Genomic DNA, 19,538 nt, shown 5'->3' with positions numbered 1-19,538 from the left:
GATCCTTCGAACTGGTGAAACGGCGCGGGCCGCGTGGGTTTCGCTGGGCTTTGCGGCTGCTCGGACGGCCCTGCGGCCGCCAGCAAGTGCGCAAAACGGGCGGCCACGTCGCGCGGCCGGACAAACCAGTATTGTACCGCCGCGCCCCGCCAGGCTGGGCGGCGCGCACCGGACGTGCTTCCCGACCTGCCGCAAATCCTCCGCAACCCCCACGGCTATAATGCCCGGATGACTTCCCATCCCAAGACTTTCCACGCGGTGGTCGTTGGCGGCGGGCTCGTCGGCAAGACGGCGGCGCTCGCGCTGACGCAGTCCGGCCTGCGCACCGCGCTCGTCGCCGCTCCCGCCGCGCCGCTGCCAGCGGGCGCGGCGTTCGATTCGCGCATCTACGCGCTGTCGTCGAGTTCGGAGACGCTGCTCGAACGGCTGCGTGTCTGGCAGGCGCTCGACCGCTCGCGTTTGGGCCCCGTATTCGACATGCGCGTCTTCGGCGACGCTCACGCCGAACTGCATTTCTCCGCGTTCCAGGCGGCGGTGCCGCAGCTTGCGTGGATCGTGGAATCGTCGCTGATCGAGACCGCGCTCGATACCGCGTTGCGCTTCCAGCCGAATCTCTCGTGGTTCGAGTCGCGCGGGCAGGGCATGACCGTCCACGACGACGCCGCGCACATCACGCTCGCGAGCGGCGAAACGCTCGCGACGGACCTGATCGTCGGCGCGGACGGCGCGCATTCGTGGGTGCGCGCGCAAATGGGCTCGAAGGCGACGCGGCGCGATTACCGGCAGACGGGCGTCGTCGCGAACTTCAAGGCCGAAAAGCCGCACGGCGAAACCGCGTACCAGTGGTTCAGGGACTCGGAAATCATCGCGCTCCTGCCGCTGCCGGGCGATCACGTTTCGCTCGTCTGGTCGGCGCGCACCGAACACGCCGACGAGCTGCTGAAGCTCGACCCGGCGCAGCTCGCGGCGGAAGTCGAGCGCGTCACGCAGAACACGCTCGGCACGCTCGAATGCGTCACGCCCGCGCAGGGTTTTCCGCTCGCGCTGCAATCCGTCGACCGGCTGGTCGCGCCGCGCGTGGCGCTCGTCGGCGATGCCGCGCATCTGATTCACCCGCTCTGCGGACAGGGCATGAACCTCGGCCTGCGCGATGTCGCGGCGCTCGCGGAAGTCATCGCGAACAAGGAGCCGTTCCGCGATCTCGGCGATCTGGTGCTGTTGCGCCGTTACGAACGCGCGCGTCGCGAGGACATTCAAAAGCTCGTGATCGCCACCGACGGCCTGCATAAACTCTTCTCCGTGCCCGGCACGTTCGCGCGGGCGGTGCGCAATACGGGCCTGGCGCTCGTCGGCGCGCAGCCGTTCGTGAAGCGCTGGCTGGTGTCGGCGGCACTCGGATAATCACCGGCGCGAGCCCGCCGCTCGCCCGAACCACGCAGGAATCACAGGAATTCGCATGAAAAACACTCTTCGTTCGGCCGCCGTCGCCGCCGCCATGATCGGCGCGATCTTCGGGATCGGCTGCTCGGCGCAGGCCGACCAGACCACCGACAAGCTCAAGTCCACGCTGCAAGAGCGCATGGGCGATGCCAAGATCAAGAGCGTCGAGAAATCGCCGATTCCGGGGCTCTACGAGGTGAACCTCGGCTCGCAGATCGTCTATGCCGATGCAACCGGTAACTACGTGCTGCTCGGCGATCTCGTCGATACGCGCTCGCGCACGAATCTGACCGACGCGCGTCTCGCGGAAACCAACAAGATCGACTTCGCGAAGCTGCCGTTCGAGAACGCGGTCAAGGTGGTGAAGGGCAACGGCAGCCGCAAGATCGCCGTGTTCTCCGACCCGAACTGCCCGTACTGCAAGCAGCTCGAAACCACACTGAAAAGCTTCGACAACGTGACGGTCTACACCTTCCTGTATCCGGTGCTGTCGCCGGATTCGACGACGAAGTCGAAGTCGATCTGGTGCGCGAAGGACCGCGCAATGGCCTGGGAAAGCTGGATGCTCGACCACAAGACGCCGGCGCTCGCGAGCTGCGACACTGCCGCGATCGACAAGAACCTGAAGCTCGGCCAGTCGATGAACGTCACCGGCACGCCGACCGTCTTCCTCGCCGATGGCCGCCGCCTGCCGGGCGCCGTGCCGGCCGACCGGCTCGAAAAGGAACTGTCGGCGGTTCGCTGAATTCAGCCAGGCATATAGACGAGAGGCGCGACGAGCGCCTCTTCTGATTTCTGGCCGATGACATACATGGCCCGGCGTGTCCCGAAAGCGCCGCAAGAAGAACAAGGACAGCACCATGAATCCGATCCAGTACACCATCGTTCCGAAGAATCCCGGCGCGCATCTGTTCGAAGTGACGCTGACCGTCGCCGCGCCCGACCCCGCCGGACAGCGCTTCATGCTGCCGGTTTGGATTCCGGGCAGCTACATGATCCGCGAGTTCGCGCGCAACATCGTGACCTTGCAGGCGTTCAACGCGGCGGGCCGCAAGATCGCGATCGAGAAAATCGACAAGCACGCGTGGCAAGCCGCGCCGCACGACGGCCCGATGACGCTGCGCTACGAGGTGTACGGCTGGGACATGTCGGTGCGCGCGGCGCATCTCGACGACACCGTCGGTTTCTTCAACGGCACGAGCGTGTTTCTGGCGGTCGAAGGTCAGGCCGATGCGCCGTGTGTCGTCGATATTCAGGCACCGCCGGGCGCGGCGTATCGCAACTGGCGCGTCGCGACCGCGCTGCCGGAAGCGCGCGGCACGAAGCGCTATGGCTTCGGCGCGTATCAGGCGCAAAACTACGACGAGCTGATCGACCATCCGGTGACGCTCGGTGAATTCGCGCTCGGCAGCTTCAGCGCGCATGGCGTGAAGCACGACATCGTGATTTCGGGCCGCGTCGTCGGTCTCGACATGAACCGGCTCGCGGTGGACCTGAAGCGCGTCTGCGAGGCGCAGATCGCGCTCTTCGAGCCGCGCACGAAGAAGGCGCCCGTCGATCGCTACGTGTTCATGACGGTCGCCGTCAGCGATGGTTACGGCGGACTGGAGCATCGCGCCTCCACCGCGCTCATCTGCAATCGCGGCGATCTGCCGGTGCTCGGCCGCGCGGAGATGACCGACGGTTATCGAACATATCTCGGCCTTTGCAGCCACGAGTATTTCCATACGTGGAACGTGAAGCGCATCAAGCCGGCGGCGTTCGCGCCATACGATCTGTCGCAGGAAAATTACACGTCGCTGCTGTGGCTCTTCGAGGGCTTCACGTCCTACTACGACGACCTGATGCTCGTGCGCAGCGGCCTCATCAGCGCGAGCGACTACTTTTCGCTCGTCGGCAAGACGATCGGCGGCGTGCTGCGCGGCAGCGGCCGCCTCAAGCAGACCGTCGCGCAAAGCTCGTTCGACGCGTGGGTCAAGTACTACCGCGCCGACGAAAATTCGCCGAACGCGATCGTCAGCTATTACCAGAAAGGATCGCTCGTCGCGCTCGCGTTCGATCTGTCGATCCGCGCGCAAACGGGCAACCGCAAATCGCTCGACGACGTCATGCGCCTGCTCTGGCAACGCTACGGGCGCGACTTCTATCGCGGCAAGCTGCGCGGCATCGAGGAATCCGAGGTCGAGGCGCTCTTCGCCGAAGCGACCGGCGCCGATCTGCGCAAACTTTTCCGCGAAGGCGTCCACGGCACGCGCGACCTGCCGCTCGATGCGCTCTTCGAGCCGTTCGGCGTCGCGCTCGCGCCCGAGCCCGCGACCAACGGCACGGCCGGCAAGCCGTCGCTCGGCGCGCGCGTGCGCGGCGGCGCGGATTGCGTCCTGGCGGTCGTCCACGACGGCGGCGCGGCGCAGAAGGCGGGTCTGTCGGCCGGCGACGTGCTGGTCGCGATCGACGGCCTGCGCGTCACCGGCTCCAATCTCGACGCGTTGCTCGCGCGCTATCTGCCCGGCGCGAAGGTCGAAGTGCACGCGTTCCGCCGCGATGAACTGCGCCGCACGGAGCTGAAACTCGACGCGCCCGAAGTCACGCGCTACACGCTGACCGCGAGCGACGGCCGCGGTCCGGGCAAGCAATGGCGGGAGCGCTGGCTGAAAGGCTGAGTCCAGCGCAGCGGAAAGGCGGATTGTTCTACCACTGCAACAATCCGTCATGAGCGCACAGCTTGTTCCGGTCGTCCGAAAAAAGAAGAATGCATCCTGTCCGAGCGCAAACGGCGCCCGAAACCCAAACGTAGGACCAGGAGCCATCATGACGACCATTCTGCAAATCAATTCCGCCGCCCGTTCGCAAGGCGCCCAATCGACGCTGCTCGCCGACGAACTGACCGCAAAACTGCAACACGCGAATCCGGGCTCGAAGACGGTGGTGCGCAACCTGCTCGCTGACAACCTGCCGCATCTCGACGACGCCACGCTCGGCGCGTTCTTCACGCCCGCCGACAAGCGCACGGCCGAGCAAGCCGTGATCAACGCGAAAAGCGAAGCGCTGATCGCTGAACTGCAAGCGGCGGATGTCGTCGTGATCGCGGCGCCGCTCTACAACTTCGGCATTTCGTCGCAACTGAAGACGTACTTCGACTGGATCGCGCGTGCCGGCATCACGTTCCAGTACACGGCGAACGGTCCGGAAGGTCTGGTCAAGGGCAAGAAGGTGTTCGTCGTGTCGGCTCGCGGCGGCAAGTACGCCGGCACGCCGCACGATTCGCAGACGCCGTATCTCAAGTCGTTCCTCGGCTTCCTCGGCATGACCGACGTGAGCTTCATCTACGCCGAAGGCCTCGCGATGGGCCCGGAAGTCGCGGGCGCCGCGCTCGCGAGCGCGCGTGAGTCGATCGCCGCGGTGTGAGTGTTTCGCGTGATCTGATGTGATGTGATGTGATGTGAAAAACCCGCCGGGTCTTCGACCTCGGCGGGTTTTTTTACGTCTGAGCGAACTGTTGCGGATCGTCGGGCAGGCGCCAGTCGATCGGCTTGCGGCCGTGTTTCGCGAGATAGTCGTTTGCCATCGCGAAGTGCCCGCAGCCGAGAAACCCGCGATGCGCCGACAGCGGCGAAGGATGCGGCGCTTCCAGCACGCAATGCGCTTTTCCCGTGCCCGCGATCAACGCGCGCTTCGCCTGCGCGTGCGCGCCCCACAGCATGAAGACGAGCCCGTCGTGACGCATCGCGAGTTCGTGGATCAGCGTGTCGGTGCATTGCTCCCAGCCGCGTTTGGCATGACTGCCCGCCTTGTCGCGCTCGACCGTCAGCGACGTGTTCAGCAGCAGCACACCTTGTTTCGCCCACGAATCGAGGCAGCCGTGCTTCGGCGCGCCGAAACCGAGACTCGCGTTGATTTCCTTGAAGATATTGCGCAGCGACGGCGGCGGCCGCACCGGCGACGGCACCGAAAACGCGAGTCCGTGCGCTTGCGGCGCGCCGCGATCCTCGCCGTGATACGGGTCTTGGCCGAGAATCACGACCTTCACGTCTTCCGGGCTCGTGAGACGCAGGGCGCGAAAGACGTCGGCGGGATAGACAGTTTTGCCGGCGGCGCGCTCCGCATCGACGAACGCGCAGAGCGTCGCGTAATGCGTGCTTTCGATGAACGGTTTCAGATGCCGGCGCCAGTCGGCGGGCAGGGCGTCGAACTGGCTTTCCAGCGTGGCCGTGGTTTGAGGGACGTCGAAGAGCGCGGTCTGATTCATTTCGCGGCGCCCGTCGAGTCCTGCGGCGCCTGCGCCCGCAGCCGATAGCCGCGTTCGGCCTTGCTGACGTCGTCCGGCTCCAGGTCGGGGAACGCGCCGCGCAGCTCCGCCGACAGTGTCGAAAGCGCGTTTTCGTCGCCGGATTTCAGTTCCAGCTCGACTTCGCTGATCGGGGTCTTGCGCGTTTCGCCGTCGACTTCCGCGCTCACCTCGCCGAGATCCAGCGCGGCTTCGATCATCGCGCCGTCGTGCTCGATATCCCAGTAGACGCGCGTGAAATCCGTCCGGAACACGGCGATCAGTTCCGGCGCCGCCTCGCGCAACGCATCGCGCGCGTGTTCGTCGCCGCACGCGGTGAGGATCGCGTCGACGTCCAGCGCTTCGCCCGCGACCGGCATTTCCCACTCGAAGCGGCTGTGCAATCCCGCCTTCGACTGACCGACGGTCTTGTACGTCTGCAGCCATTGTTGCGGCGTGCGCCGCAGCCGCAGCGCGCTCTTCGCCTTCGCGAGCATGAGCTCGGGCGTGTCGAAATAGACGTTCGCCAGCGCGATGCTCGTGCCTTCGCGCCCGGTGCGTTCGGTGAAAAAGCGCGCGGCGTCGTCGTGCTGCGACGCCGGCAACGCCAGCTTGATCTCTCGTTCGATGCTCAAAGTGACGTCCGCGAAAGTTAGAAGAACATGCGCGCGAGTTCGGTGCCCGGCTCGTCGGCGCGCATGAACGCCTCGCCGACGAGGAACGTGTGCACGTCCATCGCGCGCAGCCGCTCGACATCGACGCGGCTCAGAATGCCCGATTCCGTCACGACGATCCGGTCGTCGGGAATCGCTTCGAGCATGCCGATGGTCGTTTCGATTGACGTCTCGAACGTGCGCAGGTTGCGGTTGTTGATGCCGATCAGCGGCGTCTTGAGCGTGAGCGCCTGGCGCAGTTCCTCGGCGTCGTGCACTTCGACGAGCACCGCGAGCCCGAGCGAGTGCGCGTAGGCTTCGAGATCCTGCATCTTCGGAAGTTCGAGCGCCGCCGCGATCAGCAGGATGCAGTCGGCGCCCATCGCGCGCGCTTCCATGATCTGATACGGATCGATGATGAAGTCCTTGCGCAGCACGGGCAGGCTGCACGCGGCGCGCGCTTCTTCCAGATACGCCACGCTGCCTTTGAAGAACTGCACGTCGGTCAGCACGGAAAGGCACGCGGCGCCGCCTTTTTCGTACGAGCGGGCGATGTCGGCGGGCACGAAGTCCTCGCGCAGCACGCCCTTCGACGGGCTCGCTTTCTTCACCTCGGCGATGATCGCGGGCTTGCCTTCGGCGTGCTTCGCCCGCAACGCGCCGACGAAATCGCGATGGTCGCGCGCGCTCGCTTCGAGCCGCAATTCCTCGAGCGGCGCGCTCGCGAGCCCTGCGAGAATTTCTTCGCGTTTGACCGCGATGATGCGGTCGAGAATGTCGCTCATGGTTTATCCCGTTACTTTTTGAATTGCTGCGTGAAGCGCACGAGTTCGTCGACTTTCTCGCGCGCGGCGCCGCTCGCGATCGCCTCGCGCGCGACCTTCATGCCGTCGGCGATCGATTCCACGACGTTCGCCGCATAGAGCGCCGTGCCCGCGTTCAGCGTGACGATCTCGCGCGCGACGCCCGGCTTGTCGTTCAGCGCGCCGAGCAGCATCGTCTTCGATTCCTGCGCGTCTTCCACTTTCAGCGTGCGGTTCGAGACCATCTGCAAGCCGAAGTCTTCCGGATGAATCTCGTACTCGCGCACTTCGCCGTGTACGAGTTCGCCGACGCGCGTCGCCGCGCCGAGCGACACTTCGTCCATGCCGTCCTTGCCGTAGACAACCAGCACGTGCTTCGCACCGAGCCGCTGCATCACGCGCACCTGGATGCCGACGAGATCCTCGTGGAACACGCCCTGCAACTGGTTCGGCGCGCCGGCGGGATTGGTCAGCGGCCCGAGGATGTTGAAGATCGTCCGCACGCCGAGTTCGCGGCGCACCGGCGCGATGTTCTTCATCGCCGGATGATGGTTCGGCGCGAACATGAAGCCCATGTTCGTTTCGGCAATCGACGCGGCCACTTGTTCCGGGCTCAGGTCGATATTGACGCCGAGCGCTTCGAGCACGTCCGCGCTGCCCGACTTGCTCGACACGCCGCGATTGCCGTGCTTCGCGACCTTCGCGCCGGCGGCGGCGGTGACGAACATCGTCGCGGTGGAGATGTTGAAGGTGTGCGAGCCGTCGCCGCCCGTGCCGACGATATCGACGAAATTCGAGTTGTCCTCGACTTCGACGTGATTCGCGAACTCGCGCATCACGGTGGCGGCGGCGGCGATCTCGCCGATCGTTTCCTTCTTCACGCGCAAGCCGGTGATGATCGCGGCGGCCATGACGGGCGACATCTCGCCGCGCATGATCATGCGCATCAGATGCAGCATTTCGTCGTGGAAAATCTCGCGATGCTCGATCGTGCGTTGCAGCGCTTCTTGCGGAGTAATGGTCATGTTCGACTCGCTCATCGCGCGCGCTTGCCTTGCGCCGGGCTTTTCACGAAGTTTTCGAGCAGCGCGTGGCCGTGCTCGGACAGGATCGATTCGGGGTGGAACTGCACGCCTTCCACCGCCAGTTCCTTGTGACGCACGCCCATGATCTCGCCGTCGGGCGTCCACGCGGACACTTCGAGGCAGTCCGGCAGCGATTCGCGCTCGATCGCGAGCGAGTGATAGCGCGTCACCTTGAAATGCTTCGGCAGGTCGGCGAACACGCCCTTGCAGTCGGTTTCGATCTCGCTCACCTTGCCGTGCATGATGGTCTGCGCGCGCACGACGCGCCCGCCGAACGCCTCGCCGATCGCCTGATGGCCGAGGCAGACGCCGAGAATCGGCAGCTTGCCGGAAAATTCGCGCAGCACGGCGAGCGTGATGCCCGCATGCTGCGGATTGCTCGGCCCCGGCGACAGGCAGATGCGCTCCGGATCGAGCTTCGCGATGCCGTCGAGGGTGATTTCGTCGTTGCGATAGGTCTGTACGTCTTCGCCGAGTTCGCCGAAGTACTGGACCAGGTTGTAGGTGAACGAGTCGTAGTTGTCGATCATCAAAAGCATGGTCGTTTCTCCGTCAGAAGTCGCTGTCGAGGCCGTCCTGCACCTGCTCGGCGGCGCGCAGCACCGCGCGCGCCTTGTTTTCGGTCTCTTGCCATTCAGATTCAGGCACCGAATCCGCGACGACGCCCGCCGCCGCCTGCACATACAGATTGCCCTTGTGGATGAGGCCCGTGCGGATCGCGATCGCCAGATCCATCTCGCCGGAAAACGACAGATAGCCGACGGCCCCGCCATACAGCCCGCGCTTGACCGGCTCCAGTTCGTCGATGAGTTCCATCGCCCGCACTTTCGGCGCGCCCGAAAGCGTGCCGGCGGGGAAGGTGGCGCGCAGCACGTCGTAGTTCGTCATGCCGGGCTTGAGCTTGCCCTCGACCGAACTGACGATGTGCTGAACGTGCGAATATTTTTCGATCACCATCTTGTCGGTCACCGCGACGGAACCCGTCTGCGCGATGCGGCCGACGTCGTTGCGCGCGAGGTCGATCAGCATGACGTGTTCGGCGACTTCCTTCGGGTCGTTCAGCAGTTCGGTCGCGAGTTCGGCGTCCCGCTCGGGCGTATTGCCGCGCGAACGCGTACCCGCGAGCGGACGGATCGTGACGATCTGATCGTCGGCGCGCTTTTCCTGGCGCACGAGAATTTCCGGCGACGCCCCGACGACGTGAAACTCGCCGCCGAAGTTGTAGTAATACATGTACGGCGACGGATTCAGCGAGCGCAGCGCGCGATAGAGCGAGAGCGGGTTGTCGCGAAACGGCTTGATGAGCCGCTGTCCGACCTGCACCTGCATCAGTTCGCCGGCGGCGATGTATTCCTTCGCGCGCCGCACGGCGTTCAGATAATCCTCTTTCCCGAACTCGCGATACGTTTCCGTGCGCACGCTCGCCGACGTCACCGGCGGCTGGACCGTCGTCCTCAGCCGCGCGCGCAATTCGCGCAGACGCTGCTTCGCTTTCGCGTACGCTTCGGGCACGGACGGATCGGCGTAGACGATCAGGTAGAGCTTGCCCGCGAGGTTATCGATGACGGCGACTTCTTCGGTCAGCAGCAACTGGATGTCGGGCAGGCCGAGGTCGTCGGGCGGCGCGCTGTTGGCGAGCTTCTTCTCGATGTAGCGCACCGCGTCATAGCCGAAATAGCCTGCGAGGCCGCCGCAAAAACGCGGCAAACCGGGACGCTGCGCCACTTTGAAGCGCTTCTGGAATTGCTCGATGAACGCGAGCGGATCGCCTTCGTCGGTCTCGATCACTTTGCCGTCGCGCACCACTTCCGACACGCCGTTGCCCGCGCGAACCATCGTGCGCGCGGGCAGGCCGATGAACGAGTAGCGCCCGAAGCGCTCGCCGCCCACCACCGATTCCAGCAGGAACGAGTTCGCGCCGCTGCGTTCGGCCTGCGCGAGCTTGAGATAGAGGGAGAGCGGCGTTTCGAGGTCGGCGAGCGCTTCGGCGATGAGCGGAATGCGGTTGAAGCCTTCGTTCGCCAGCGATTGGAATTCGAGTTCGGTCATTTTGCGATCCTTGTCGTGTCGCGCGTTCTGGAGTTATACGCGGCATCGGGCACAAACTGGGGCGCTGCGGGAGGATTTTCCGCGTGTCGTCGAACTCGCTGCCGCCCCATGCGCCAGCGTTCGCCCGAGTAACGCGGCGCGTCGACGAGCGACGCGCCTGATACAAGGCGTTCGACAAACGAATGATGCGACTTGGGGTAGTCCTCGAGCAAACTCGAGGCACGGTAATTCAGCGGGATCGGCGCGCGGAATGCGCAGCGAAACAAAAAACGGATGCTGAAGTGAAAGCTTCAGCGTACCTCAGGCGAGGTCAGCGCGACCAGCGACGCCAGGGCCAGGCTCCCCGGTCGATGCTGCTCAGACTCCGTTTTTTGTTCAGAAACATGAGAGTGGACTATTCAGTCGGTGTGGGTGCGGACGGCGCCAGGGTAGCGGCGATCGCCTGCGCTGCGGCATGCAGCGTGGAAACTATACCATCGGATTTTACTGTTTGCACAGCCTTGCCGTGGTTATAGCCGTAGGGCACCGTGAGCGTCGCCATGCCCGCCGCGCGGCCCGCGAGCGCGTCGTTCTCCGAATCGCCGACCGCGACTGTTTCGCGCGGCAGCACGTCGAGCCGCTCGCACGCGGTGAGCATTGGCAGCGGGTCGGGCTTCTTCTGCGCGAGCGAGTCGCCGCCGAGCACCACCTTGAAATAGCCGACGAGCCCGAAGTGCGTCAGCAATTCGACCGCGAAGCGGTGCGGCTTGTTGGTTACGCACGCGAGCGCGATGCCGAGCTCGCGCATCGCTTCGAGGCCTTCCTTGACCTGCGGAAAGAGCGTCGAATGGCGGCCGTTGATCTTCGCGTATTCGCTCTGATAGATGGCGATGGCGTCGTCGAACTGCGCGGCTGCCTGCGACGGCGAGAAGCGCACCGCGAGTACGCTGCGGATCAGGTTTTCCGAACCCTTGCCGACATAGCCGACGACTTCCTCGCGCTTCGTGGGCGGCGCGCCGATGCGTTCGAGCATCGCGTTCAGGGCCGCGACGAAGTCGTCGGCAGTTTCGACCAACTTGCCGTCGAGATCGATGATCTCGGCGCGAATCGGCTTGCTGGTGAATGCGGGCAAAGCGGCCGCGGCGATGTCGCTCATTGTTTCGCTCCTGCTTTCGCGAGTTCTGCACGCATTTCGTCGATCACTTTCCGGTAATCGCCCTTGCCGAAGATCGCCGAGCCTGCGACGAACGTGTCCGCGCCGGCCGCTGCGATTTCGGCGATGTTGTCGACCTTCACGCCACCGTCGATTTCCAGGTGAATCTCGCGGCCGGTGCGCTCGCGGTACGCGTCGATGCGCGCGCGCGCTTCGCGCAGCTTGACGAGCGCCTCGGGAATGAACGACTGCCCGCCGAAGCCCGGATTCACCGACATAATGAGCACCAGATCGAGGCGATCCATCACGTGATCGAGATAATTGAGCGACGTGGCCGGGTTGAAGACGAGGCCCGCCTTGCAGCCGTGATCGCGGATCAGCGAAAGCGAACGGTCGATGTGATCCGAACCTTCCGGGTGAAAACTGATCACATTGGCGCCGGCTTTCGCGAAGTCCGGAATGATGCGGTCCACCGGGCGCACCATCAGATGCACGTCGATCGGCACGTCGACATGCGGGCGGATCGCCTCGCATACCAGCGGCCCGATCGTCAGGTTCGGCACGTAATGGTTGTCCATCACGTCGAAGTGGATCCAGTCGGCGCCCGCCGCGACGACGTTGCGGACTTCCTCGCCGAGCCTGGCGAAGTCGGCGGAGAGGATGCTCGGAGCGATGCGAAATTGCGTCATGGCGTGGGCCGGTGGCAAGCGGAAAGGCGTCATTTTACCGCGACACCGCGTGTTGGGCGCCTGTCCGATCGGCCATGCCGGCGTTAAATCTGGCGGCCGCTGCGTGTTGCGGCCACAGGCTGCATCAAGCAGAATGCGTCACCAAGCGGCGCAAGCTGTATTTTCGCCGTCCCGCGCCGGGCGCCCGTATCGAATGTCGAATTGGAAAAACGATGGCCCAGTATGAATTCAGCGTGTCCGTCGCGACGCGCTATCTGCCCGAACAATCCGATCCGGACAGCCACCAGTACGCGTTCGCCTACACGCTGACGATCCGCAATACGGGCGAAGTGACGGCGCAATTGATCGCGCGTCACTGGATCATCACCGATAGCGATGAACGCGTGCAGGAAGTGAAAGGGCTCGGCGTGGTCGGGCATCAGCCGCTGTTGCCGCCCGGCGAGCAGTTCGAGTACACGAGCTGGGCCGTGATCGCCACGCCCGTCGGCACGATGCGCGGCGAGTATTTCTGCGTGGCGGAAGATGGCGAGCGCTTCGAGGCGCCGGTCGCGGAATTCGCGCTGCACATGCCTCGCACGCTGCACTAAACCTGAATCAGCGGTTATTCGCCGAATCGTTCGCGCGATTTTTCTTCTTGCCCGACGCCGTCCACGCGACGATAAAGATCAGCAGGAACAGCGCTGCGAGCGACTCGAGCGCAAAAATCAGCATTGGATATTCGTCGAACAGATCAGACATGGCGGTTCCCATCAAGAACGAACATTGTATGCGTTTCATGCGGCCGGGCACCGGCGTGACGGTCCGGGCGGCTTCGTGGGTGGCTTCGATAGCGGCGGCGGTGATGCTCGCGTCGTGCGGCGGCGGCGGAGCGATCAAGACGGGTAAAGGCGTGTCGCCGACAGGCACGCCGATCGTGACGGGGCAGCGCGCGGCGTCGCGCCTGACCGCGGTGAGCTGGCAGCAGGTGCCGGGCTGGCAGGACGATTCGCTGATCGGCGCGACGGCCGCGCTGCGCCAGAACTGCAACCGTCTCGCGCAGCAAACGGCGTGGCGCAAGGCGTGCGCGGCGGCCCAGCGGCTCGACGACCTCGACATGTCGGCCGCCCGCGACTTCTTCGAAACCTATTTCACGCCCTTCCAGTTGGCGAACACGGACGGAACGCTCGACGGTCTCGTGACCGGATACTACGAGCCGCTCCTGCGCGGCGCACGCACGCGTCACGGGGCATATCAATACGCGCTGTATCGCTGGCCGTATCGCTACAAGGCGGGCGCGCAACTTCCGGCGCGCGCGCAGCTCGAAGCGTCGGGTGTGCTGAACGGCAACGAACTCGTCTGGGTAGACGATCCGATCGAGGCGTTTTTCCTGCAGGTGCAGGGCTCGGGACGCGTCGTGATGGAAGACGGCAGCGTGATGCGCGTCGGCTTCGGCGGGACGAACAATCAGCCGTACCGGTCGATCGGCCGCGAGTTGCTCGATCGCCGCGAACTGACGCCCGCGCAGGCGACGATGCAGGGCATCAAGGCGTGGGCGAAGGCGAATCCGGCGCGAGTGGATGCGCTGCTCGACGTCAATCCGCGCTTCGTGTTCTTCCGCGAGATGCCGTCGAACGACGCGCTCGCGGCGCAGACGGGCGACGGGCCGGTCGGCGCGCTGGGCGTGCCGCTCACGCCCGAACGTTCGATCGCGGTCGATCCTTCGGCCATCCCGCTCGGCACGCCGGTCTTCCTTCAGACGACGCGGCCGCTCAGCAATTCGCCGATGAACCGACTCGTGTTCGCGCAGGACACGGGCAGCGCAATCAAGGGCGGCGTGCGCGCCGACTACTTCTGGGGACTCGGCGACGACGCCGGCGATCTCGCCGGGCGAATGAAGCAGGGCGGCCGGATGTGGCTTTTGTTGCCTAATTCCTGAAGCGCAATTGCCGAAGCGCTCGCGGCCGATCAGCGCCGCGAGCGCACAGTCGTGACACTCAAGCCAGGTTCCGGCGATCCACTACACGCCGCGCCTTGCCGACCGACCGTTCGATTCCGTTCAGCCCGAGCACGTTCACGATCGCGGTGACGCCGATCAGCGCCTTGATGTCATAGGCGAGCGCAACCTTCGCGCTATCGAGCGCGGCGTGATCGGGCGCCGATTCCGGACACGGCTCGACATTGAGCGTCATCACGTCGAGCGGACCTTCCTTCGTCAGGATGATCTGATAGTGCGGTGCGAGCGCGGCGCGCTTCAGCAGCAACTCTTCTATCTGCGTCGGGAAGACGTTCACGCCGCGGATGATCATCATGTCGTCCGAGCGGCCGGTGATCTTTTCCATGCGACGCATCGTGCGCGCGGTGCCGGGCAACAGGCGCGTGAGATCGCGGGTGCGATAGCGGATGATCGGCAGCGCTTCCTTGGTCAGCGAAGTGAACACGAGTTCGCCGAATTCGCCGTCGGGCAGCACTTCTCCCGTCTCCGGATCGATGATCTCGGGATAGAAGTGGTCTTCCCAGATTGTCGGTCCGTCCTGCGTTTCCTCGCATTCGGACGCCACGCCCGGACCCATCACTTCGGAAAGTCCATAGATGTCGACCGCGCGGATGCCCATGCGTTTCTGGATCGCTGAACGCATGTCGTTGGTCCACGGTTCCGCGCCGAAGATGCCGATGCGCAGCGACGAACTCGCCGGATCGATGCCCTGGCGTTCCATCTCGTCCGCGATCGACAGCATGTAGCTCGGCGTGACCATGATGATGTCCGGCCGGAAATCCTGGATCAGTTGAACCTGCTTCTCGGTCTGCCCGCCGCCGAACGGGATCACGGTCAGGCCGGCCCGCTCCGCGCCGTAGTGCGCGCCGAGACCGCCGGTGAAGAGGCCGTAGCCGTAGCTCACGTGCACCTTGTCGCCGCGCCGGGCGCCGGCCGCGCGGATCGAGCGGGCAACGAGATTCGCCCAGGTGTCGATGTCTTTTGCCGTGTAGCCGACGACCGTCGGCTTGCCCGTCGTTCCCGACGACGCGTGGATGCGCGAAACCTGCTCCTGCGGCACGGCGAACATCCCGAACGGATAGTTGTCGCGCAGGTCCTTCTTCGTGGTGAACGGGAAGCGCGCCAGATCGGCGAGCGATTTCACGTCGTCCGGATGGACGCCTGCTTCGTCGAACTTGCGCCGGTACACGGGCGAATTCTCATAGGCATGCTTAAGGGACCATTTCAGGCGGTCGAGTTGCAGCGCGGCGAGTTCGTCGCGGCTCGCCTTTTCAATCGGCTCGAGCGGCAGCGGGGTAGTCATCGGGTGTCTCCTTCATGTCGTGGTGTATCACGGTCGGTCTTTCGGCGGCGTCGCGCGGGAGGATGGCGCCTTCAGACTGGAATTACGGTGCCTTTGATCTGCGCAGACTTGCCGCGGAACATCGCAACGGTTTCGCCTTCGCGGTTCGTCACGCGAATGTCGTAGATTCCGGTGCGACCGTTTAGCGTTTGTTCGATGCCTTCTGCCGTCAGGCGGTCGCCGCCCTTGACGGCCCGCAGGAATTCGATCGAGCAACCGGCCGCGACCGTGCTGATGTTGTACGAATTGCACGCGAACGCGAACGTCGAATCCGCGAGCGTGAAGATGAGGCCGCCGTGGCAGATGTCGTGGCCGTTCAGGAAGTCCGGGCGCACATTCATTTGCAGGCGCGCGTAGCCCGGACGCACTTCGAGAATCTCGATGCCGAGTGCGCGGGTGCACGCGTCGGCTTCGTACATGGACTGGGCGGTTGCTTCGGCGAGTTGTTGCGGCGTCACAGGTATCTCCCGGAATTCACAGGCCTTCGAAGCGCGGAGCGCGCTTTTCCTTGAATGCAGCGACGCCCTCGGCATAGTCGTACGACGCGCCGAGGTCGCGTTGCCAGTCGCGTTCGAGATCGAGTTGCTGGTCGAGCGTGTTGTTCGCGCTCGCGCGGATTGCGCGCTTGATCGCCGCGACCGCGCCCGCCGGCTGCTGGGCGAGTTGCGCCGCGAGCTGCCCGGCGGCGGCCTGCAGTTCCTGATCGTCCACCACTTTCCACACGATGCCCCAGGCCTCGGCCTTTTCCGCGCCGAGCTTTTCGCCGGTGAGCGCGAGCCCGAGCGCGCGCGCCTCGCCCACGCGTCGCGGCAATAGCCACGTGCCGCCCGAATCCGGCACGAGGCCGATCTTCACGAACGCCTGGATGAAGCTCGCCGAGCGCGCGGCGATCACCAGGTCGCACGCCATCGCGAGGTTTGCCCCTGCGCCGGCCGCCGTACCGTTGACCGCGGCGATGATCGGCAGCGACATGGCCTGCAGACGTCGCACGAGCGGATTGAAGTACTCCTCGATCAGGTCGCCGAGGTCGGTCATGGCATTCGGCGTGAAGTCGAGATCCGCGAGATCCTGACCGGCACAAAACCCGCGTCCCGCGCCTGTGATGACGAGCGCGCGAGCGTTGCTCGCCTCGATTTCCGTGAGCGCGTGGCTCAGTTGCGCGTGCATCGCCCGGGTGAAGCTGTTCAGCTTGTCCGGACGGTTGAGCGTGAGCGTGGCGACGCGCGAATCGCCGTCGATGTGATGCAGTATCGATTTTTCGGACATGGTGTCTCCTCCAGTCTCCGCACCCAACATGCCAGTTCCAGCGCCGATACTAGCCGCCGGCACGGGCATTTTCCATTCGGCCGAACGGCGTAGGCCATCGGCACTGCAGTTCGGCTTACGCCTTCTGGCCGACTTCCGCGGGCGCGGCTTTCGGTGCAACATGCACCCGACTCTGAACGACGCGGAAGCGGTTTGCGACGAACGCGGCGTCCGCGAGCGCGGCGTTCGCTGCGGGGTTGGCGCCGGTGCCGTGGAAGTCCGAGAACGCAGCCGACTGGTTGACGAAGACCCCGCCCGTCAGGTTGATCGACAGCGCGACGCCGCCCTGAATGGCGGCTTCCTGCGCGGCATCGATGGTCGCGTCGTCCGTGCTGTAGACGGAAAGCGTGAGCGCGCCGTGCTCGGCCGCGATGGAACCGGCCAGTTCGAGCGATTGCGCCGTGGAATCCGTCGCGATCACGAACGAGATCGGCCCGAACCATTCCCTGGTGAACTGCGCGGCGTGGGTGCGGGCATCGAGCGTCAGCATCAGCGGGGAGCGGACGCGGGCGTCGGGGAAAGCGGGATGCGCGAGCGTCTGGCTGTCGGTCAGCGCGACGCCGAGCTTGCGTGCTTCCTCAATCCGCTGGATCACACCGTCGTTCTGGATCGCGCCCGTGAGTTCGACGGCGCGCGCCGGATCGGAGACGAGCTTTTCGACCGCGCCCGCGAGCGATTTCGCGACGTCGTCAAAGGAGAGCGTGCCTTCGTTCGTGCGAATGCCGTCGCGCGGGACGTAGATGTTTTGCGGCGCCGTGCACATCTGGCCCGAATACAGAGCCAGCGAGAACGCGATATTGCGTGCGACCGCCTTCATGTCATCGACGGAATCGATCACGATCTGATTGACGCCGGCCTTTTCGGTATAGACCTGCGCCTGATGCGCGTTGCGCTCGAGCCAGGTGCCGTTTTGCGTGCTGCCGGTGAAGTCGATCAGCTTGACCTGCGGGCGCACGGCAAGGTCCTGCACGAGCGAACCGTCGTTCGGTTCGGTCGCGAGGAGGGTCACGACGTTTGGATCGAAACCGGCTTCACGCAGGACGTTGCGGGCAATGCGCACCGTGACGGCGAGTGGCAGAATCGCGCCCGGGTGCGGCTTGACGATCACCGCGTTGCCCGTCGCGAGATCGGCAAAGAGGCCCGGATAGCCATTCCAGGTCGGGAAGGTGCAGCAGCCGAGCACGAGGCCGGTGCCGCGCGGAACGATATTGAAGCGCTTTTGCATCGCGAGCGGCGGGTTCTTGCCCTGCGGCTTTTCCCAGTGTGCTTCTGCGGGAATACGGCGAAGCTGATCCCACGCGTAGACGACGGCTTCGAGTGCGCGGTCCTGTGCGTGCGGGCCGCCCGCCTGGAAGGCCATCATGAAGGCCTGGCCGGTCGTATGCATCACGCTGTAGCCGATTTCGAAGCTCGCGCGGTTCAGACGCGACAGGATTTCGAGGCTCACGCCGACCCACGCTTCCGGACCCGCTGCGCGCCAGTCCTCCTGCGCCGCGGCGGAAGCGGCAAGAAGCGCGTCGAGGTCCGCCTTCGGGTAGCGAATCTCGAGCGCGATGCCGAACGGCGACCGCTCGCTGCCTACCGTGTCGCCAGTTGACGGCTGGTCGAGTTCGAAGGTGCGGTTCAGGTGGCTTTTGAACGCTGCCTCGCCATCCGCGTTAGCGGTTTCCCCGTACACTTTGGGGCTCGGCATCTCGGCGAACGGGCTCCAGTAGCCGCGCGTTTCGATGGCTGCGAGCGCCTTGTCGAGCGTCGCCTGGTGCTTCGTGAATAGCGGATGTGTCATGGTGGCAGAGGGAAAAGAAAAACGTGGGCGGCGGCAAGTCGATTAATTAACCGACCGGTTGGTTTGCCAATGTTAGCATTATTGAGATGCGCGCGAAAAGCGTTTTCGCGGCCGGGCGAACATGGACACTGATAGGAGGAATGGATGGCTTACGAGAATATCTTGACCGAGACGCGGGGACGGGTTGGCGTCATCACCCTCAACCGGCCGAAGGCGCTCAACGCACTGAACGACGCTTTGATGGACGAACTCGGCGCCGCGCTGAAGCAGTTCGACGCGGACGACGACATCGGCGCGATCGTCCTGACCGGCAGCGAGAAGGCGTTTGCCGCCGGCGCGGACATCGGCATGATGGCCGGCTATTCCTATATGGACGTCTACAAGGGCGACTACATCACGCGTAACTGGGAGACCATCCGCTCGATTCGCAAGCCGATCGTCGCCGCCGTCTCGGGCTTTGCGCTAGGCGGCGGATGCGAGCTGGCGATGATGTGCGACATCGTCATCGCCGCCGACACCGCGAAGTTCGGACAGCCCGAGATTAAGCTAGGCGTCATTCCGGGCGCCGGCGGCACGCAACGACTGCCGCGGGCGGTATCGAAGGCCAAGGCGATGGACTTATGCCTGACCGCGCGCTTGATGGATGCCGACGAGGCCGAGCGCGCGGGTCTCGTGTCGCGTGTCGTGGCGGCGGATCGTTGTGTTGAAGAGGCCGTCGATGCTGCTGCGGTCATCGCAAGCTTCTCGCTGCCCGCGGTAATGATGGCAAAGGAATCGGTCAATCGCGCTTATGAAACGACACTTGCGGAGGGCGTCCATTTTGAACGCCGCCTGTTCCATTCCCTGTTCGCGACTGACGATCAAAAGGAAGGAATGGCTGCATTCGTCGAGAAGCGTAAGCCGGTATTCAAGCATCGCTAAAATTCTTTAAAAAAGCGCTTGCGCAACGCGCGGGTGGGCACTAGAATTCCGTTCCTTCGCTGCTCGATGAGTGGCGAGGAAGCGGGAAGTGAGTGCG

At 64.6% G+C, this 19,538-nt stretch carries 19 protein-coding genes; 7 read left to right on the top strand and 12 right to left on the bottom strand.

The genetic code is table 11. From position 1 onward, the window contains the following. Positions 1 to 228: 228 nt before the first annotated feature. The 4 genes from QCE48_RS13300 (at position 229) to QCE48_RS13285 (ending at position 4,845) form a co-directional block, all read left to right on the top strand. Entirely contained in the window at positions 229 to 1,401 is a 1,173-nt protein-coding gene (locus QCE48_RS13300; protein ID WP_309787271.1) for a UbiH/UbiF family hydroxylase, read from the top strand. Positions 1,402 to 1,456: 55 nt separating this feature from the next. Further along, entirely contained in the window at positions 1,457 to 2,185 is a 729-nt protein-coding gene (locus QCE48_RS13295) for a DsbC family protein (RefSeq protein ID WP_309787272.1), read from the top strand. A gap of 115 nt (positions 2,186 to 2,300) precedes the next feature. Next, positions 2,301 to 4,100, top strand: coding sequence for a M61 family metallopeptidase (locus QCE48_RS13290; RefSeq protein ID WP_309787273.1), 1,800 nt, complete (start codon positions 2,301 to 2,303; stop codon positions 4,098 to 4,100). Between the two features lie 148 nt (positions 4,101 to 4,248). After that, on the top strand, positions 4,249 to 4,845 hold the full coding sequence (locus QCE48_RS13285) for an NAD(P)H-dependent oxidoreductase (protein ID WP_309787275.1): 597 nt from the start codon (positions 4,249 to 4,251) through the stop codon (positions 4,843 to 4,845). 73 nt (positions 4,846 to 4,918) lie between these two features. Here the strand turns inward: QCE48_RS13285 and QCE48_RS31875 are convergent, their stop codons facing one another. From QCE48_RS31875 to rpe, 8 genes are all read right to left on the bottom strand, one after another. Then, positions 4,919 to 5,686, bottom strand: a complete 768-nt coding sequence (locus QCE48_RS31875; RefSeq protein ID WP_404983123.1) for a uracil-DNA glycosylase — start codon at positions 5,684 to 5,686, stop codon at positions 4,919 to 4,921. Beyond that, positions 5,683 to 6,339, bottom strand: coding sequence for a CYTH domain-containing protein (locus QCE48_RS31870; RefSeq protein WP_404983124.1), 657 nt, complete (start codon positions 6,337 to 6,339; stop codon positions 5,683 to 5,685). The genes QCE48_RS31875 and QCE48_RS31870 overlap by 4 nt, the downstream gene beginning before the upstream one ends. 17 nt (positions 6,340 to 6,356) lie before the next feature. After that, positions 6,357 to 7,142, bottom strand: coding sequence for an indole-3-glycerol phosphate synthase TrpC (gene trpC / locus QCE48_RS13275; RefSeq protein WP_309787276.1), 786 nt, complete (start codon positions 7,140 to 7,142; stop codon positions 6,357 to 6,359). An 11-nt stretch (positions 7,143 to 7,153) separates the two neighbouring features. Beyond that, positions 7,154 to 8,185 carry an anthranilate phosphoribosyltransferase gene (gene trpD / locus QCE48_RS13270; RefSeq protein WP_116567841.1) on the bottom strand — a complete coding sequence of 344 codons (1,032 nt, stop codon included), beginning with the start codon at positions 8,183 to 8,185 and terminating at the stop codon, positions 7,154 to 7,156. 11 nt (positions 8,186 to 8,196) lie between these two features. Further along, a complete protein-coding gene (locus tag QCE48_RS13265) occupies positions 8,197 to 8,784 on the bottom strand; it encodes an aminodeoxychorismate/anthranilate synthase component II (RefSeq protein WP_309787278.1) in 588 nt (195 codons plus the stop codon). A 13-nt stretch (positions 8,785 to 8,797) separates the two neighbouring features. Continuing rightward, positions 8,798 to 10,294 (bottom strand): anthranilate synthase component I, encoded by a 1,497-nt coding sequence (gene trpE, locus QCE48_RS13260; protein WP_309787279.1) that lies wholly within the window; start codon positions 10,292 to 10,294, stop codon positions 8,798 to 8,800. 394 nt (positions 10,295 to 10,688) lie between these two features. Beyond that, a complete protein-coding gene (locus QCE48_RS13255) occupies positions 10,689 to 11,429 on the bottom strand; it encodes a phosphoglycolate phosphatase (protein WP_309794166.1) in 741 nt (246 codons plus the stop codon). After that, positions 11,426 to 12,115 (bottom strand): ribulose-phosphate 3-epimerase, encoded by a 690-nt coding sequence (rpe, locus tag QCE48_RS13250; protein ID WP_309787281.1) that lies wholly within the window; start codon positions 12,113 to 12,115, stop codon positions 11,426 to 11,428. The genes QCE48_RS13255 and rpe overlap by 4 nt, the downstream gene beginning before the upstream one ends. Positions 12,116 to 12,327: 212 nt before the next feature. Between rpe and apaG the strand changes: the two genes are divergently transcribed. Next, positions 12,328 to 12,702, top strand: coding sequence for a Co2+/Mg2+ efflux protein ApaG (gene apaG / locus QCE48_RS13245; RefSeq protein ID WP_309787283.1), 375 nt, complete (start codon positions 12,328 to 12,330; stop codon positions 12,700 to 12,702). Positions 12,703 to 12,773: 71 nt separating this feature from the next. Beyond that, complete coding sequence (locus QCE48_RS13240) at positions 12,774 to 14,030, top strand: MltA domain-containing protein (RefSeq protein WP_309788327.1); 1,257 nt, start codon at positions 12,774 to 12,776, stop codon at positions 14,028 to 14,030. Between the two features lie 58 nt (positions 14,031 to 14,088). On the opposite strand, the gene paaK is transcribed toward QCE48_RS13240, so the two are convergent. The 4 genes from paaK to paaN all read right to left on the bottom strand — a co-directional run bounded on the left by paaK (position 14,089) and on the right by paaN (position 18,520). Next, positions 14,089 to 15,390 carry a phenylacetate--CoA ligase PaaK gene (gene paaK / locus QCE48_RS13235; protein WP_309787284.1) on the bottom strand — a complete coding sequence of 434 codons (1,302 nt, stop codon included), beginning with the start codon at positions 15,388 to 15,390 and terminating at the stop codon, positions 14,089 to 14,091. Positions 15,391 to 15,461: 71 nt separating this feature from the next. Then, a complete protein-coding gene (paaI, locus tag QCE48_RS13230; RefSeq protein ID WP_235025895.1) occupies positions 15,462 to 15,848 on the bottom strand; it encodes a hydroxyphenylacetyl-CoA thioesterase PaaI in 387 nt (128 codons plus the stop codon). Between the two features lie 55 nt (positions 15,849 to 15,903). Beyond that, on the bottom strand, positions 15,904 to 16,695 hold the full coding sequence (gene paaG / locus QCE48_RS13225; RefSeq protein ID WP_309787285.1) for a 2-(1,2-epoxy-1,2-dihydrophenyl)acetyl-CoA isomerase PaaG: 792 nt from the start codon (positions 16,693 to 16,695) through the stop codon (positions 15,904 to 15,906). Positions 16,696 to 16,810: 115 nt separating this feature from the next. Continuing rightward, positions 16,811 to 18,520: a phenylacetic acid degradation protein PaaN gene (gene paaN, locus QCE48_RS13220; protein ID WP_309787286.1), complete on the bottom strand. Its 1,710-nt coding sequence runs from the start codon at positions 18,518 to 18,520 to the stop codon at positions 16,811 to 16,813. A gap of 144 nt (positions 18,521 to 18,664) precedes the next feature. Here paaN and QCE48_RS13215 point away from each other — a divergent pair, with 144 nt between their 5' ends. Beyond that, the gene (locus QCE48_RS13215; RefSeq protein ID WP_309787287.1) at positions 18,665 to 19,441 is read left to right on the top strand and encodes an enoyl-CoA hydratase; all 777 of its coding nucleotides are present in this window, start codon (positions 18,665 to 18,667) and stop codon (positions 19,439 to 19,441) included. Positions 19,442 to 19,538 lie beyond the last annotated feature (97 nt).

It is taken from the genome of Caballeronia sp. LZ024 (assembly GCF_031451455.1).
Taxonomy (GTDB): Bacteria; Pseudomonadota; Gammaproteobacteria; order Burkholderiales; family Burkholderiaceae; genus Caballeronia; species Caballeronia telluris.
The sequence above is the reverse complement of the archived record's forward strand: the minus strand, read 5'-3'. Positions and strand labels throughout refer to the sequence as shown.